Annotated in this window: 14 protein-coding genes; 5 read left to right on the top strand and 9 right to left on the bottom strand. The window is 41.4% G+C overall.

The window, feature by feature from the left end; genetic code table 11:
• Positions 1–37: 37 nt before the first annotated feature.
• The 6 genes from K7A41_RS06480 to K7A41_RS06455 form a co-directional block, all read right to left on the bottom strand.
• Positions 38–2,488, bottom strand: a complete 2,451-nt coding sequence (locus K7A41_RS06480) for a zinc-dependent metalloprotease (RefSeq protein WP_265713048.1) — start codon at positions 2,486–2,488, stop codon at positions 38–40.
• A gap of 20 nt (positions 2,489–2,508) precedes the next feature.
• Entirely contained in the window at positions 2,509–3,933 is a 1,425-nt protein-coding gene (locus K7A41_RS06475; RefSeq protein ID WP_265713047.1) for a RagB/SusD family nutrient uptake outer membrane protein, read from the bottom strand.
• A 12-nt stretch (positions 3,934–3,945) separates the two neighbouring features.
• Positions 3,946–7,551: a SusC/RagA family TonB-linked outer membrane protein gene (locus K7A41_RS06470; protein WP_265713046.1), complete on the bottom strand. Its 3,606-nt coding sequence runs from the start codon at positions 7,549–7,551 to the stop codon at positions 3,946–3,948.
• A gap of 31 nt (positions 7,552–7,582) precedes the next feature.
• Entirely contained in the window at positions 7,583–8,728 is a 1,146-nt protein-coding gene (locus K7A41_RS06465) for a FecR family protein (RefSeq protein WP_265713045.1), read from the bottom strand.
• Positions 8,729–8,784: 56 nt separating this feature from the next.
• Positions 8,785–9,369, bottom strand: coding sequence for an RNA polymerase sigma factor (locus tag K7A41_RS06460; protein WP_265713044.1), 585 nt, complete (start codon positions 9,367–9,369; stop codon positions 8,785–8,787).
• 337 nt (positions 9,370–9,706) lie between these two features.
• Positions 9,707–10,048 carry a winged helix-turn-helix transcriptional regulator gene (locus K7A41_RS06455; RefSeq protein WP_265713043.1) on the bottom strand — a complete coding sequence of 114 codons (342 nt, stop codon included), beginning with the start codon at positions 10,046–10,048 and terminating at the stop codon, positions 9,707–9,709.
• Positions 10,049–10,167: 119 nt separating this feature from the next.
• Here K7A41_RS06455 and K7A41_RS06450 point away from each other — a divergent pair, with 119 nt between their 5' ends.
• Both K7A41_RS06450 and K7A41_RS06445 read left to right on the top strand, forming a co-directional pair.
• Positions 10,168–10,542: a DoxX family protein gene (locus K7A41_RS06450; protein WP_265713042.1), complete on the top strand. Its 375-nt coding sequence runs from the start codon at positions 10,168–10,170 to the stop codon at positions 10,540–10,542.
• A 294-nt stretch (positions 10,543–10,836) separates the two neighbouring features.
• The gene (locus tag K7A41_RS06445) at positions 10,837–11,784 is read left to right on the top strand and encodes a hypothetical protein (RefSeq protein ID WP_265713041.1); all 948 of its coding nucleotides are present in this window, start codon (positions 10,837–10,839) and stop codon (positions 11,782–11,784) included.
• Between the two features lie 54 nt (positions 11,785–11,838).
• On the opposite strand, the gene K7A41_RS06440 is transcribed toward K7A41_RS06445, so the two are convergent.
• Positions 11,839–12,177, bottom strand: coding sequence for a helix-turn-helix transcriptional regulator (locus K7A41_RS06440; protein WP_322784014.1), 339 nt, complete (start codon positions 12,175–12,177; stop codon positions 11,839–11,841).
• A gap of 496 nt (positions 12,178–12,673) precedes the next feature.
• Between K7A41_RS06440 and K7A41_RS06435 the strand changes: the two genes are divergently transcribed.
• Together K7A41_RS06435 and K7A41_RS06430 are read left to right on the top strand one after the other, a co-directional pair.
• Complete coding sequence (locus K7A41_RS06435; protein WP_265713039.1) at positions 12,674–13,819, top strand: ImmA/IrrE family metallo-endopeptidase; 1,146 nt, start codon at positions 12,674–12,676, stop codon at positions 13,817–13,819.
• A complete protein-coding gene (locus K7A41_RS06430) occupies positions 13,819–14,319 on the top strand; it encodes a DUF4411 family protein (RefSeq protein ID WP_265713038.1) in 501 nt (166 codons plus the stop codon). Before K7A41_RS06435 ends, K7A41_RS06430 begins: the two co-directional genes overlap by 1 nt.
• 145 nt (positions 14,320–14,464) lie before the next feature.
• Here K7A41_RS06430 and K7A41_RS06425 read toward each other — a convergent pair whose 3' ends face one another.
• Positions 14,465–14,803: a helix-turn-helix domain-containing protein gene (locus K7A41_RS06425; RefSeq protein ID WP_265713037.1), complete on the bottom strand. Its 339-nt coding sequence runs from the start codon at positions 14,801–14,803 to the stop codon at positions 14,465–14,467.
• Positions 14,804–15,149: 346 nt separating this feature from the next.
• On the bottom strand, positions 15,150–15,644 hold the full coding sequence (locus tag K7A41_RS06420) for a hypothetical protein (protein ID WP_265713036.1): 495 nt from the start codon (positions 15,642–15,644) through the stop codon (positions 15,150–15,152).
• A gap of 880 nt (positions 15,645–16,524) precedes the next feature.
• Between K7A41_RS06420 and K7A41_RS06415 the strand changes: the two genes are divergently transcribed.
• Positions 16,525–17,106: a TlpA family protein disulfide reductase gene (locus K7A41_RS06415; RefSeq protein WP_265713035.1), complete on the top strand. Its 582-nt coding sequence runs from the start codon at positions 16,525–16,527 to the stop codon at positions 17,104–17,106.
• The last annotated feature ends 10 nt before the right edge of the window (positions 17,107–17,116 follow it).

Genomic DNA, 17,116 nt, shown 5'->3' with positions numbered 1-17,116 from the left:
CGCCGATGAGAGTCCGAGTAATCCCGGTTTCACCTTTTTAGTCTTTGTTTATTTGATTTTGAATACGTTTAATTTCGAGTAGCATGAGGTCTAAATGCTGTTTATTTAGCGCGTCTACCTGTTTTGTGGAAAGTTGATTAATTGCTGGAACTAAAGAACTCAGATAATTTCTCACATAAAGCTGTACATCGCTGCGTTGTGCCTGTGAAATGATATCCGATCCTTGTGCGATCTTGGGATTGATAATCTGATTTACCTTTTCCAGAAAAAAGCGTTGCTGCGCGCGTTTAAAAGCAGCGACACGAAGATCTCCAGTTGGGAAGGTCCATATAGTCCCCCCTATATCGTTCAAATATTCGTCAAGCCTATAGGGATTTTCATTGGCCAGGGATTTCATATAGACGTTATAGAGCATGCCCGGGCTCATCAGCATATTCAGCATCTGCTCCTGTTGATCGGTGATCTCCTTGTTGGCATCCTTTCCGGTGAGCTCCTGGATGTCTTTGGGATACAACCACATGGGTGGCGTAAATACATGCTCATTCACATACTGCATGGCCGCCTTGACCTTTTCTCTCGAAACAGGCGCATAGACAGCTCCTTGTTGACCCCGTACCTTTTTCGTAATCTCCTGACTGCCGATATTTTTCAGGACATGATAAAGATAACGGTCGAACTGTGCCCGCACCGCTTTATGCATATCCTTTAAATTACTGTAATCATCTCCAGTCTCATTGGTCCACGCTATCAAATTGGAAACCACTCGTTTCAGATTTTTGATACCATAGGTACTTGCCAACATCGAGTCATCACCGAGATCTTCCTTCTGACTGCGCGGATCCTCTTCGTTCCCTTCACCACCAAACCACAATCTGGGGTTGGCAGTCAAGCTATCCGTCACTTGTTTCGATAGATACATTCGTTCGTCTTCGACACTTGAAAATTGTGGAAGATACTGATAGCCCCATTGAATGGCCCATTTATCGTAAATGCCGATGCGTGGATATATCCCTGCCAGCCCCACTTGGTCTTCTGGCTGCGCGACATAATTGAAACGAGCATAATCCATAATGGATACGGTATGACCATTTTTTTCGACCCATTTCTTGTCGCGCAATTTCTCTACCGGAGTTTGGCTACTTGCTCCCATATTGTGACGGAGGCCAAGGCTATGTCCCACTTCGTGCGATGAAACAAACCGTATTAACTGCCCCATCACTTCATCATCCAATTGCATTTTTTGTGCAGCCTTGTTTAATGGCCCCACTTGCACCATAAACCATTGCTGAACGAGCTTCATGACATTATGATACCAGCCCACATGTGCTTCGATAATCTCGCCACTTCTGGGGTCTGAAATACGTGGTCCATAGGCATTGGCTTTTTCGGATGCGAAATAACGGATCACAGAAAACCGCGCATCCTCCAGGCTCATCGTGGTATCCTGCTCAGGCCATTCCTTTCCCACAATAGCGTTTTTAAATCCAGCTTGTTCAAATGCTTTATTCCAGTCATTGATCCCAGCGATCAAATAGGGACGCCATTTTTTTGGCGTTGCTGGATCAATATAATAGACAATCTGCTTCTGAGGTTCTACTAGCTCACCTTTTAAATAGCGTTTAACATCTTGCGCTTTGGGTTCTAGGCGATAACGCTGTATAAAGTTCAACGTTTTGGATCGTTGATCTTTATCCGTGAATAGGATATACTTGTTCGCAAAATAACCTACGCGTTCATCGAAAATCCTTTTTTTCATCGGTACCTTTGGTAACAGGACCATGGAGGTGTTGGTGGTAAAGGTCATTGCTCCGGTCAGGCTTGCCGCAGGTGTACCCGATGTGGACGAATATGTTTTTGTCGTTTTTACTTCCAGATTGATGGGAAATACCTTTATATCCGTAATGAAAGAACGGTCGTCCGCCAACGATGATAACTTATTCTCGCTTTTTATCCTACTGTCAAATGAAATTGCAGCATTGTCCTTACGAAACAGATCTGTCACCTCAACCAAGTAACTGTTGCTTCCTGCGTTGAGTCCTTTGATATCCAAAATAGCGACAATCGGATCCTCCTGCGACTGAATCAACGCTGTACGAATGGCATCGTTTTCCGGAGCGTCCTGCTTATAAATTGCTGCCCGCAGCTGTATCCGGTCACCCAGGCCTTTTTCAAAGTACAGTGTCTGCTCATTGAGCTTTTCTCCTCCGTACATCGGAAATCCTTGTGGGGCTGAAACCAAACGGGTTACGGTCAGGAAATAACGGTTCAACAAACTGTCCGGGATTTCCAGATACCATTTTTTTTCAGACTCTACGACATGGAAGACGCCTGAACGGGCAATTTTTTTCTTACTTAAAATCTTGCTGTAGGCCTCATTTAGATCATTTTTTGATTTTAGGGTATCCGTCTTGCTGACGCTTTGTTGGGCTTGGACCATACCGCCAGACAACAGCAAGGCAAGGGTACTATAGATAATTTTGTTTTTCATGTGTAATGTTATAGCATATATTAAAAGGGAACAGTTTCATCTGTATTTAACCGCAGGTTTGGATTTAACTTCATGGCATCCAATGGAAACGGAATGATGTACATTCTCGAGTTTGGTGCCAACGTATAGGTTTTTTGTTCCACGGTCTTATTGACGATCGGGAATACGCGCACAAGAGTCTTCGCATATTCAGGTTCGAGATTTAAACGTTTCAAATCAAAAAATCGATGGAATCCAATAGGCAATTCCCGACGGCGTTCATTGATGACCAGATCCATCACTTCCTTTCGCGTTGTTGGAACTGCCAGTATAGCTTTATCACCTTCGATCCGGGTCTTGCGCAGCGTATTCAACATGTTAATGGCTTTGGCAAACTGATCCTGACGGGCATAACATTCGGCCAACATAAGATAAATCTCCGGTGTCTTCAGTCCTACTGTGGGGAAGAAAAAAGCAGTGTATTTCACGTTGTAGTAACTTGCTCCAGCGCCGATATCCAAAAAGCTGGCATTGGACGTGTTATAAAAAAGGCTAAAGCGTTTATCTTCTTGGTCAAACATGCTTGTCAATTCCGGACTTAAGATATAGCTGTAACCAAAGTTCATCTCTGTATAGCCGTTGACATACATGTAGCTTAATACTTCCGGATTATTTTCGGCGATTATAGGCGTTTTGCTGGGCCCCCCCAGCTTTTCGTACTGAACCAGATCAATTAACTGTCCATTCAGCTGCATGGCTTTTTCGGCAGCGGCTTGTGCTTCCGTAATTTCTCTTTTGAAGAGATGTACCTTTGCCTTCAGCGCATAAGCAAAGGCCAAGGAGGGATGATAAGGATTGGCCGGTTTTTCCTGCAGATAGGGTAAGGCATCTTCGATATCCTTTTGGATAAAATCATATACTTGCTGTACCGTTGATTTTGCAGGTTTCGCTTCCAGGTCATATTTATCCATGATACAGACACCGCCGTCCTGTGCTGCCGTCCGGGCATCATAAGCTTTTGCATAGACATTGATGAGATGGAAATAATCAAATGCCCGGAACATCTTGGCTTCCGCTTTGGCCAGGGTCTTTAATTTACTATCTCCTGTACTTTCATCAACCAAGGAAATAATCATATTCCACTGTGCAATGTATTTGTAGCACTGATTGTAAAAGCTCGATGCGGTGATACGGCTTACCCGATCCTCCTGTTCCTGAAACAAAAAGTTGATGGTATTGATATTTGGTGTCTGACCGATTACATTGGATTCTTTGAGATATTGATCATCGACCAGATACTGAAAGTTATTGATGGGATATCCCCTATTCGGATAGGCCACCAAATCGTAATAATCTTGTGCGGTACTTACCAATTGTGAGCCTTTGGGTGTGATATCAAGGTATTTATCGCAGGCGGAAAAGAGCATTAAAGTCGCAAACGCCGCTGCTAAAGTTTTCAAAGTCATCGTAGATTCCGGTTAAAATGTTAATGAAAGTCCCATAAGGAAGGTTTTTGCCAAGGGTAGATTACGTGTTCCACTATTGAGCGAATAAGCTTCTGGATCGATATCGTCACCAGCGGCACTCCAAGTCCATAGATTGTTCATCTGTAAGGTTAATCTGACGTTCTGCATGCCCGCTTTCTGCGCGAGTTGCCTTGGTAATTGATACCCTACGGCTACATTTCGTAGTTTAATATAATCTGCTGCAGCGATCTGCTGATCGCTATAGCGCCATAGGGTAGATAAGGTTCCCGAATAGGTACGCAGGTTGTCTGGATAATCGACCAGCAATCTTGGATAATCGTTATCGGCACCTTCTGCCCAGCGATTGACCAAACCCGCGTTAGTCAGCTCATCACTACCCAAGTCTATAGCATCTTTACGCAATTTATGTCCACCGGAGAATACAAACATCGCCGAAAGATCAAACGCTTTGTAGCGCAAACGCTGATTGATAGATCCCGTATATTTGGGAAACAGTGTCCCCATATTGACCAGTGCATCCGGTGAGGTGATATCTCTAATGGTTGTGGGCGTTCCGCTCTCATCAAACACGACATTTGATGCACCGTTTTGATCTAAGAAATAGGGGTAACCATTCTCCATGCCAGCATAGCGATAAGCCATAATCGAGTTATAGCTGCTTCCTTCAAAAAAGTAATTACTTGGAGAACCAACATACGATTGCGCGGTAGAAGTTAAGCCATTTACTTTCTCCACCTTATTTTTATTGAATGAAAATACCAGCTGCGTACTCGCGGTAAAATCTTTCTTTTTCAACCAGATGCCATGGATATTAAACTCGATCCCTTTGTTGCGTAATGCACCGTTGTTGATTACGCGTGAATTGGCGCCTACCGTGGGGTCGAGCATAGCATTGATCAATAAATCCGAGCTATACCGATTATAAGCATCGATGCTTCCTGATAAACGATTGTCAAGCACAGAAAAATCCAGTCCAAGGTTTGTCGTTGTTGTTTTTTCCCAGCGCAGCATTGGGTTTGGTAAAGATTTTTGCTCCAGATACTGCAGGTAGGGGAAAAGTTTATCGGATTTCCAGGTGGCCGTACCAAAACTGGAACTTTCCTGGTCCACATTCCCGGTAATGCCATATGTTGCCCGCAGTTTGAGGGAATTCAACCATTCTTTATTTTTCATGAAGTCTTCGTTGCTGACATTCCAGCCTGCGCCGACAGACCATAAAGGGCGGTATTTAAATTTAGGGTCTACACCAAAGAGATCGGCTTGATCCACCCGTATGCTTCCGGTCAGGTTGAGTCTATTCTTATACGTATAGCCCGCATTGGCATAAAGCGAGGTATAGCGGTGCAGCGTTTCTTTTTGTGCCCCACCATTCAAATCACCCAATCGGGTATTGCCACCATATATATAACTCGTTATACCTGATTTACTCAATGTGGCCCAGTCAATGGTGGTCGAGGTCAGAGTTACAGGATTATATCCTACGAGCAATTGTTGTATAGGGCGCGGTATATGCGACTGCCGCATCTCGAATCCGGCCAGGGCGGTCAGCTGATGCTCACCATATTGCCCGAAAGTATTGTCATAATTAAATTGATTCCGAAAAGTATAGTTATACCGTTTAGCCTCGTATTGATAATAACGGCCTCCGTCCGGCAGATTCTTCGTATAGATTCCTGTCGCATCATTGTAGCTGACCATCGCGTTTGAAGCAACGCGCATCATGTAGCTGTCTTCATCGTAGAAGCTTTCACGTGCAGCCTGCCCCAGTTCATAGGAAAACTGCGTCTGAAAAGAAAGTCCCTTATAGATGTTGGCCCGTAAGGAGGTAAATGCGCGAAGGCTTAAACTCTTGTTGCTCTCTATTCCTTCGCCTAAGGCCTCCAGCACATTAAAGGCTGTACTTTTTAAGTTTCCGTTTGCAGCAATCTCTTCGGCAGTCTCGCCGTTAATGGCTGATCCCGGACCCACTGAACTTGCCAGATCAACGAACGGTGTATAGACCAAGTTCCCATCTCCATCTTTGATCCGGGTGTAACGTGGCTGTAAGAACAAATTATTGTAAATACCATCCGTTGCCTTATTTACGGCATACGTACCGTTCAGGCCCACGGTTGCAGACAGCCATTTGGTCAGATTAAAACCTGACTTCAAATACAGGTTGAATTTCTCATTCTTATTATTGACTACCTGTCCCTTACCTTTATCATAATTAAAGGAAACAAAGGTATTGCTCTTCGTTGAATTTTGTGAGATGCTTGCATTATACCGTTGTCGTGTTTCATTTTGCCAGACATTGTTGGTAAATTCCTTGATATAATCGTTGCTGCGCCATGTATTGATTATTGCGTCTAGTTCCTGCTGGTTAATTTCACCGATAGACTCTCTCCGAAATAAATCGTACAGCGGAGAATAATATTTTAGATTGCCACTGCCCAGTTTGCCATAGTAATTAAATAGTGATTCTGTGTTCGCATAGCGTGACAGCTCTTTCTTATAGACATCGATCTCATAATCGATCAAATCGGATGTGCTTGCATAATGCATTTTGGCGACATCTGGTTTTTGCGTAATGAATTGATCGACATTAAAGTTAACGGAAACACCTTGACCTTTTCCTTTCTTTGTCGTCACCACGATAACCCCATTGGCCGCGCGGGCACCGTAAATCGATGCTGCCGTTGCGTCTTTCAATACGGTGACGGATTCCACGTCGTAGGGATTAATATCATTTAATGTGAACTCGGTAGGCAAGTCATCCACGACGATAAGGGGATTGGTGGTCACCGCACTGGAATAGGTTCCAATACCCCGAAGTACAGGACTGTCTGCACTGGAGCGCGTGGGATTTTTGATATAGGTCAACCCAGCGACTTGCCCTTCCAGTGCAGAAGTCAAATCTATATTGATCTGTTTGTTCAATTGATCATTGTTGATCATGGCATAGGCTCCGGGACTACGTTCTTTACTGATTCGTTGATAACCTGTTATCATAATTTCGTTGAGCATGGACTCCTTTGCACTCAACATTACGCGAACGGGTCTTACGACTTGTTCGGGACTGAAACGCATGACTTTTTCATTAAAGGAGACATGCCTAAACGACAATTGGATCTCTGGGCTTGTCACCTCCAGTACAAAATCACCCTCTCCAGAGCTCATCGTTTGACCGTTGTCCTGCAGATTATGAACCGAGACACCGGGAATGGCATTGCCCAGACTGTCGATTACTTTTCCCCGGACAAGCTGGCTATTGGCCGATAGGGCTTTACGATAGAGAATAATCCGTTTATTTTCTAAACGGTAACTGAAGGGCTGATCCTTAAACAAAATGGATAAAGCATCTTCAACGCTTGATAGTTTGAGGTTAACACTGATGGGACAGGCAGCTTTTAACAGATTGCCGTCGAAAACAAATTCATAGCCGTAGCGGTCCGATAGGCTCGTAATCACCTCTTTGACATCGGCATTTTTAAAATTTAGCTGTACCTGCTGAGCATGTAGCTGGTAGGGGTCAATCATGCTCATCAAGGCAATTCCAGCGACCAGACTCAGGTATTTCCGCAAAAATACCGGTCGCTTTTGGGTTAGGTTGGACATGGAAGATAAAGGTTAATGTACTATTTAGTTGTTATTTTTTATACGTAGTTTTTAATGTGATTTTTTTATTGTTCAATTGAAAATCAAGGCCACTTGCTTCATTTAAGAGACGCAGCATTTCCTGAAGTGGGATATTTTTTCGGACCTTCATATAGATCGATTGATCCGTAGGCAGCGTGACGGTATCGACCTCCACGCCATACCACCTGGACAGATCAGATAAGATGACACGAAGCGACTGATCCCGATAGTCAAAGTAGCCAGCCGTCCAGGCGACAGCTTGCTTTGGCATCAAATGTTCCATATGTATTCCTTTTCGATCGGTTACCGCTGTTTCCCCCGGACGAAGTATAATCCTTTCCGCTGTCCCCGATTTGCTTAACGCGATCCGTCCGGACAGCAGAGACGTGGTAACAAGTCCGTCGCTTGCATAATTTCGCACGTTAAAGATTGTTCCCAGCACTTCAACTTTTGCATCGCCAGCAGTTACAGTAAATGGTCTTCGTGCATCGTGAGCAACTTCAAAGTAGCCTTCTCCTTCTAGGGAAACTTCTCTTTTGGCAGCATCAAAAGGAACCTGAAACCGTAGGGTAGATGCAGCATTCATGGTAATCTTGGTTCCATCTTCCAAAACAAGCCTAAAGTCTGAATTGGGGGTATAGATCGTTTGCAAGCTTGGATTCTTTCCTATCGCCATTACTTTTACCGTTTGACTGTCGATACGGGAAAATGCAATGTCGCCCACTTGCCATACAGAATCAATCTTTGGTAAAATGGCAATTTCCTTTCCGGACTTGTCTTTAACATATAATGTGGGGGCTGATGGCGCAGCAATATCGGAAGGTTTGGCGCTTTGTCCTAAATAAAACCAAGTCGCCAAGCCGGCGACAAGTAGGATGGAAGCGGCGGCCCACCATTGCTGTTTGTATCTTAACCGAACAGGCCGTTTCTTCGATTGGTTTAACCTATCCTCCAGCCGTTCTTTAATCATTGCGATATGCGAAGCAAAAGGTTGTTCGATTGGATCTTCCTCAAAATCGTTCGATGCCAAAGAAGCAAGCGCTTCAAGCTCTGCGTCGCTGGCTTGATCGAAATAGCGCAGCAACCTATCGAGATCGACCCGATGGATACTTCCATTTAAATAGCTCTTGTAAATATTTTCTATTTTTTTTGCCATATCTATAAGTTAATACGCAACTTATTGGCAAAAACACTATCGTAGCCTTATTTTTTTTAAAAAAAATAGAATGTAACAAGAGCGGCCAAAATCTCATCATAGTGGTCTTGCACAAATTGGCGAATATGCTGATTGGATTTGACCATGGCATTGCTCACCGTAGATACCGAGATATTCAGTTTTTGAGCAACTTCTTCGTAGCTTTTCTGCTCTATCTTACATAAAACAAATATTTCTTTTCTACGCCCGCTCAAGGTATTGAGAGCTCTTTCCAATAGTTCGGCCTGTTTTTCATGCATATCGCCTTCTTTTTCCATGACGTAGAGTTGTTCGAAATGTTGGTATAAATTTTCCTGCATCGCGGTTTCCTTCGCCAATTTTCTATACCAGGAAATAACGTCATTTTTAGCTATGGTAAAAATCCAGGACTTAAAGCTTCGATTTGGATCAATGGTGGATCTTTTTTGCCAGACTTTCAGGAATACATCCTGCACAATCTCTTCACTAACCTGTCTATCTTTAACCATTCGAAAAATAGTGGAAAATAAGGCGTGGCTATACTGGTCATATAAAGCAAAAAAAGCCTGTTCGTCTCCATGAGAGAGCGCGATCAATAGCTTATTTTCTGCAGTGATGTCCATCCTAAATTTTTCAAAAGGGCAGATAGTATGCTGTTTAAGTACCTAATAAGTGGGCAAATTTACAAATTTTCAACATAATATTGACGCCAATAGTTTTCAAGCAAACATATGCTATTCGGTCCCCAAGGCAGTTTCGTTACGGTCCGCTGATTACGTTTTGCTTTCCATCAATAAAGCAAGCGCTGCTTGCTATGGACGATATTTTCGGGTCGGCTAGAATACCCAACGATTAACACATTACAGGCATTGCCTTATTATACCATCTATATTGCCGTATCTTGTCCTTTTGCATGTTGAACAGCTCTACGTCACTTTATTCGCTAAGATTTAACCTTGTTTATTTGCTTCCCAACACGGTTTTTCTATGTCGTATTCCCCAATAATTAAGCTCTCTCAATACATTTTCTAAGGACATCCCATGTTCGGTGATCGCATATTCGACCGTTGGAGGAAAAGTATCGTAGACCTTCCTGTTGATGAGCAGATTCGATTCCAGGGATTTCAGTTCTTTGGACAATGTTTTGTCGGTAATACCCTCCACTTCACGGGAAATCTGCTTGAAACGCAAAGGCCTTTCCGACAGAGCAAATAATATCAGTAATTTCCAACGGCCTTCTAAGGCTTCTAATGCATCGCTGATGGCCCGCATAGATTTAGGACAACTTCCATCTGTTAACATAGTGGTTCTTTTTATTTAGCGATACTATCTGTTTGGATACCGCTTTCCAGTTGGATAGTAATATCGATTGGAAAGTAAATGTAGCTATTTTTATGCTATAATTTTAAAACGACTAGAAGATGAATTCAAAATTTTGGAATGTTACAGGGGTCATCGTGCAGGTACTTCTTGCTGTTGTCTTGTTATGGGCAGGTTACACGAAATTATTTACACCACAAGCTAAGTTATCCGCTATGTGGCCTTGGACTGCTGGCAATCCAACTTTAGTGATGGTTGCAGGTGTCTTTGATATCCTTGGCGGGGTGGGCGTAGTCTTACCCTCTTTATTGAAAGTCAAACCACAATGGACATTATACGCCGCTATTGGGATCATTTTGCTCATGTTTTCAGCAGCAATTTTTCATATTGCCAGAGGGGAAGTTTCCAATATTGGAATCAATGTATTTGTTATCATTTTGGCCGGGGTCGTATCGTGGAGATATTTTATAAACTAGCTCCATGCCTGATCTTAGGGAGCAAAGTTTACCTAGTTGTCGCTTATAGAGTGCCAATTTAGGGATAAAACACACCTAATCAGGGCTGATCTAGGGACAAAGTCTACGTTGTGTGCACTGTACGCAGGAGGGTGGTTTTTACACATGGAATGCTAATTTTATTAGTAGGTTGTTTTGATTTTTCCTATCTTTGTGCTATTAGCCGATTTAAATAACTAATGATCAGACAACGGTCAAGACGGGTGATGGTTCCTGTCAGGTTGTGATCAATGGTTCTAAAAAACTTATATAATTATGGGGGCAACACAACGGCTCAGACCGGCCAGGAAGAACGATGAGCTTTTGAAGGGTATCTTTGAAGATAATTTTCCGGACTTTCTGCGGTTTATGTATCCCGATGCCGATGAGATCTTTGATCTGGAGCGGGGACTGACCTTTATGGACAAAGAGTTATTAGAGATCATTCCTGATCGTGAGCGTAAAAAAGGCAAGCGTGTAGCGGATCTCTTGGTTAAGGTGTTTTTGTGCGACGGCACAGAAAAATGGATTTTGGTGCACACTGAAATAGAAGGTGGTAATGATGTGGGATTTTCACATCGCATATTTCAGTACCATTACCGTCTATTGGACCGTTACCGCGTTCCGGTGGAGACCATAGCGGTGTTTACGGGCGACCGTGGCCAGCGTCGTCCCGCTACATACAGTTATTCTGTATTCCGTACTTCGCTGGAATTCCGTTATCTAAGTTATCAGATATTCGATCACAGTGAGCAGGAGCTGCTTGCTATGGACAATATTTTTGCGTATATTGTATTGGCCTGTCAAAAATCTTTGCAGGAAGATAAGCTTCCTGAAGATGAACTGGCGGAGCAGCGTAGTACGATTGCACGCACACTGATACAGACAAATAGATATGGTAAAGACCGTATAATGAGCTTTTTAGTTTTTTTAAAGAGTTTTCTTTTTATACGTGATAAAGAAATAAATAGTAAATTTGACAAGTACATTTATCAAGTGACAGGAGGCACAATTGAAATGGGAGTAATTGAAACAATAAAAAGGCAGGAGCGAGAAAAGGGACTTAAGACTGGTATCGAGAAAGGTATAGTAAAAGGAATTGAAAAAGGCAAGCGGGAAGAAGCCATTGCCATTGCATTGGAGTTTAAGAAAATGGGTTTACCTATTGCCGATATCGCTAAAGGTACTGGTCTTTCCGTTGATGAAATCGAAAAGCTCAAATAGCCTGGCTATTACATAAATATTGCTGAAGCCATTTCCGAAGGGGAGTGGCTTTTTTTATTTTAAGCTGCTGTGGAGACTGTACAGGTGCTCATATAATAGTATGACCTTTTTCTGAAGATAGATAATTTCGTCGTCGCGCTGTTGTATCTTTTCCGAAAGTACTTTTACCTCATCAGCCTTCTCTTCAACCTCTTCTGATCCGGAATAAGATAATAGCTCTACGGTTGTCAAATTAAATAACTTCGCGATTTGGTTTAACCGTGAGAGATTAAGGTCTGTAATTCCTGCTTCTATTTTTGATAACGAGGGAATTGATATCTCTAATCTCTGTGCAACATCATGTTGGGTCCAGCCCCTTTGCTGTCTAAGTAATCGAATTGCTTTTGCTACCATCGTCATTTAAAAATGAATTGAATGTTAAGATACAAAAATATCTGCGTTCCCATGTGTTGACAAAATTCTTTCAGTCATTCTTTGCTGAGACAGTACCTTACTAAATCGGCGAAGGCACCAAGTAAATACCAACATGTGCGCATGTGGAGACAAGATTTACCTAATTTTTGCTCGCGAATAACAAATGTAGTGAAGAGCTTTGCCTAGTCTGTGCCTATCTAGGGACAAAGTTTACCCAAGCGTGCTCACTATGTTTTATGGTTGCATCTTCTGAACTATATACAGAATGGTACTCGTCATTTAAAATTATACATCCCCTACTGCTTACTGCAAGTAGAGAGATTTACAAAATCAATACGATCTTGAATTATTGATGTCTTATTTTACCAATTTGCGGTTAAATTTGGTCATTTCGAGTGAAATTTTGTATATTGAGTATCAGAACCATATAGACCTTCTAGGTGATATTTTGTCGTAGAATAGTTAACTTTGTATAATGGCTGCAACAATACCAGTGAGAGAGAATATTATAACATGGGCTTTAGCCCGTGCAGGATATGATTTAACTAAATTTTCTTTAAAATACCCGGCATTAAAAGTAGAGCGCTGGTTACAAGGTGAAAAGCAGCCCACAGTAAAACAATTGGAAGATTTTTCTAAGAAAGTACATATCCCTTTTGGTTATCTTTTCTTACAGGAGCCTCCAAACGAAGAAATTGATTTTCCCTTTTTCCGCTCTGGTCAAGCTCGGCCAAATTATACCGTTAGCCCCAACGTTTATGATACGATTTTGGAGCTCGAAAGACGTCAGGATTGGTTAAGAGATTATCTTATTGAGTTAGGGAGTGATCCATTAGATTTTATAGGAAAATTTAAGAATACGACTTCTGTTAGTGTATTTGTCAACGATCTACGGGATAAATTAAACCTGCCTGAGAATTGGTATTTGTCTTGTAAAACTTGGGAAGATAGTCTTACAATGCTGATAAATGCGATAGAGAAAATTGGGATTATTGTTGTTCAGAACGGCATAGTAGGAAATAATACACATCGCCCTATACCTGTCGATGAATGTCGGGGTTTTGTCTTGGTAGATGAATATGTTCCATTTATGTTCATTAATAATGCCGATGCAAAAGCCGCACAGTTATTTACGTTAATCCATGAGTTGGCCCATATCTGGTTAGGTAAAAGTGCTGGTTTTAATCAGGATCAATTACTTCCTGCGAACGATGATATTGAATTAATTTGTGATCGGGTCGCTGCGGAGTTTTTGGTCCCCAAAAATCAATTGCTTTCCAAGTGGAATAATATCCAGGATATTAAAATGTTAGCCGCTCGCTTTAAGGTAAGTCCTATTGTCATCGCTAGGAGGGCGCTTGATTTAAATCTGATTACCAAGCCCCAGTTTTTTAGTTTTTATAACAACTATATGGAATGGGCTAAGAAGAAAAAGGACAGTCAAGGGCCGGGCGGTGATTTTTACAGAACGACAAAACGTCGAGTTAGTCCCACGTTTGCCAGTTATGTGGATAATGCAGTGAAGAATGGAAGACTGACCTACCAAGATGCTTTCAAGTTAACAGGGCTTTTCGGAGATGTATATACCCGATTTATTAACCAGAATTTAATGGGAAGTTGATGAAGCAGTATATTTTGGATACGAATTTCTTTGTGCAAGCGCATCGGGCTCATTATCCTTTCGATGTATTTCCAAGTTTCTGGTCAAAAATCAAAGAGTTGGCGGAAGCGGGCCTAATAGTCAGTATTGATAAGGTCAAAAAAGAACTTGATCACAATAGAGATAAACTCACAGCATGGGTGTCGAATAATCTTCCCGATACCTTTTTTCAGCCAACTTCAGAAACAATTGCATCTTATTCGCGGGTTGCTAATTGGGCTTATTCTAGATCAGAGCATTATAAACAGGCTGCATTAAATGAATTTTTAGATGCTGACGAGGCGGACGCATGGTTAGTCGCTTACGCATTGACAGATGTTAATAATCGAATTTTGATTACACATGAAATAAGCCAGCCCGAGGGAAAAAGTAAAATAAAAATACCCGAACCATGTAATGAGTTTGGCGTGTCATTTAAAAATGCCATCGAAATGATGAGAGAAATAGGAGTGAGGTTTTAAGTCCCTAACACCTGATTAACTTGTTTGTTATAACTATCCAATTTTATTAGTTACCGGACTTTCCGTTGATGAAATCGAAAAGCTTAAATAGCTTGGCTATTACATAAATATTGCTGAAGCCATTTCCGAAGGGGAGTGGCTTTTTTCATTTTAAGCTGCTGTGGAGACTGTACAAGTGCTCATATAATAGTATGACCTTTTTCTGAAGATCGATAATTTCGTCGTCGCGCTGTTGTATCTTTTCCGAAAGTACTTTTACCTTATCAGCATCCTCTTCAACCTCTTCTGATCCAGAATAAGATAATAGCTGTACGGTTGTCAAATTAAATAACTTCGCGATTTGGTTTAACCGTGAGAGATTAAGGTCTGTAATTCCTGCTTCTATTTTTGATAATGAGGGAATTGATATCTCTAATCTCTGTGCAACATCATGTTGGGTCCAGCCCTTCTGATGTCTAAGTAATCGAATTGCTTTTGCTACCATGGTTATTCAACAATTAATTGATTGTTAAGATACAAAAATCTGTGCTTCTATCTGACAAAATTCTTTCTGTCATTCTTTGCTGAAGCTTGGATCATCCAAGAATGCCAAGATAGAGGAGATTGGATTTTCTGTTGTCTATGGTTCACTTTGACGTAATCCGTGAGTGCTTCATAAAGAAACCTAATGTTGGCACCAGCTTAATCGTTTGATATTTCGCCCCATCCAGTTGGTATTTTTGTAATAATTCAAGGAACGTTCAATCATCTGGTAATTGCATATAGGTCTTTTGCTGAGTGCAGTTGATATTCGTCTATGTTTTTTATAAGCTAGATTAAAGTCGATTGAGTTACTCCGAAGGTACCATTCCAATCATCGGACGTTCGCCGTCGCCATAGAAGTATTCGAAGAGTTGGCTAGGTTTGAGACCTGCTGCAACACTTAGTCCATATGCTTCGTATGCGTATAATTGATCAAATCTTTTTTCGAAAATTTCGCCTAATCTGGTTTCTTTGATAGAACTCGCCTTACTTAGATCTTTTCTTGAGTTTAGTAATGGAGTAAATAAATTAGATAACTTATTCGCGTTATGATTTAGTGACTCTAATTTATACGCTGTGTGACCTTTGAAAAAAGCAATACAAGTTTTGTCTATGTCCTCGTTGATAATTTTCAATACTTTATAGAAAGAGAGAGCAGTAAGTTTTGAAGTTTCGTTATCCAGTGTATTTTCAATTTGACTCTTTATTTCTGAATAATTGAATTTACCTCTAAATTTTTTTTCTAGGATCACTTCTATAAAATCTATAAATGATTTCAAATTAAACTTCTTGTAGTCAGACATTTGAATTATTTTTTGTAAAAATAACGGGCATTTGATCGTTATTTTGTTTTATTATTCTTATATTTGTTTTATAATCAGTATATCTGATTTAGTCTCGAATACGGAAACGACGAAATTTCAATGATGCGGGACGTAGGGTTTGCGAACCCCCATGCTTTTTGTACATTTGCAAAAGGAAGGGGCTAGCCTCCCTATTGGAAACTGCGTCATGGGTATTCGTCGTACCTCGTATTCAGTGGAAGATAGAGGGGCTAGCCTCTTCTATATTATTTATAGATACGCCCTTTATTTCTTCTTCCGAGACTCTTTTAATAACTCCAATGAGATTAAATTATGAAACAACTAGAGTCCAAAGCACATTCATCACTGCAACGGCAGATCAAGAATCATTGTCGCCAGCATGCAGTCATCCTATTGATCAAGAACAAGTACTGCCCACCAGAGTAGTATCAACAATACTAAAATCAACAGCACTTAATACCAGCGGTATTAAAAATGGGCATAGTAAGCGCCAAAAAGGCCTACTTAGCTCCATGTTGTTGATTTAGCCGACCTGATTTGTTTGCAGCCCATGCCGACAAATATAATTTCTACTCTTTTTTCGTTTAGCAGCTTAAAAGTAAGGAATTTATTGTTGAGAAACAAAGACTCGAAACAGATTGATATAGATTTTCTATAAAAAAGGTCGGTTTTTTATTTTTCCTGCGGATGCGGTATCGTCTATATGAATTTACCTGTAATTGTCTAAAACCGCATCTGAGAACCTATAATAGTTCTATTATTTACCGGAGAGGTCTAGGCTCGACGCCCTGAAAGGAAATTGCTGATCCCGATCGGACAGGATGTCTCTGCCTTAGACCTCTCCATTAAAAACCTAAAAATGAGACAATTTTTTGGGGCAGGAGAGGTCTTGCCCAGTCGAAAGACAATGAAACTGTATAGTACCCTGCTATCTATCCTATGGTTTTCTATGTTTAGTTTATCGGCTCAGACGCCCCGCAAAGATGGCGGGGCTGATGGGCTAAGGCCTAAAAAGCAAGTGCTGCGAGTAGGCAGTAGCGTGCCCGAGGACTTTTGGACTCGAAAGCATCTCTTCTTTCGTAATGGGGACACTATCTCGGAAACACTTGAAAAATATAAGGGAAAAATATTGGTATTGGACTTTTGGTACATAGGCTGTAGAAGCTGCCTGCTTGATCAAAAGGAAATCGCAAAAGCGAAAAAAAAGTACAAAGACCGCCTGAGCGTTATAATGGTTAATAACCTTCCAAACTGGGACAATATTGACGCTTTTAGAAAATTCTATTTTAAGGAGAGATACAGGGATTTTGGAATGGATGAATTTGAATCTATTATTTATGATAACTACCTGTATGATCTGTTTGATTCATTTGCCTACCCAATGTATGTATGGATTAACGAGGAAGGCGCAATACGTACCATAACTGGCATGAACCTGTAGGATGCCAGAC

Source organism: Sphingobacterium sp. InxBP1, assembly GCF_026191775.1.
GTDB lineage: Bacteria > Bacteroidota > Bacteroidia > Sphingobacteriales > Sphingobacteriaceae > Sphingobacterium > Sphingobacterium thalpophilum.
Note: the sequence above shows the minus strand (reverse complement) of the source record. Positions and strands in the feature narration are given on the sequence as shown.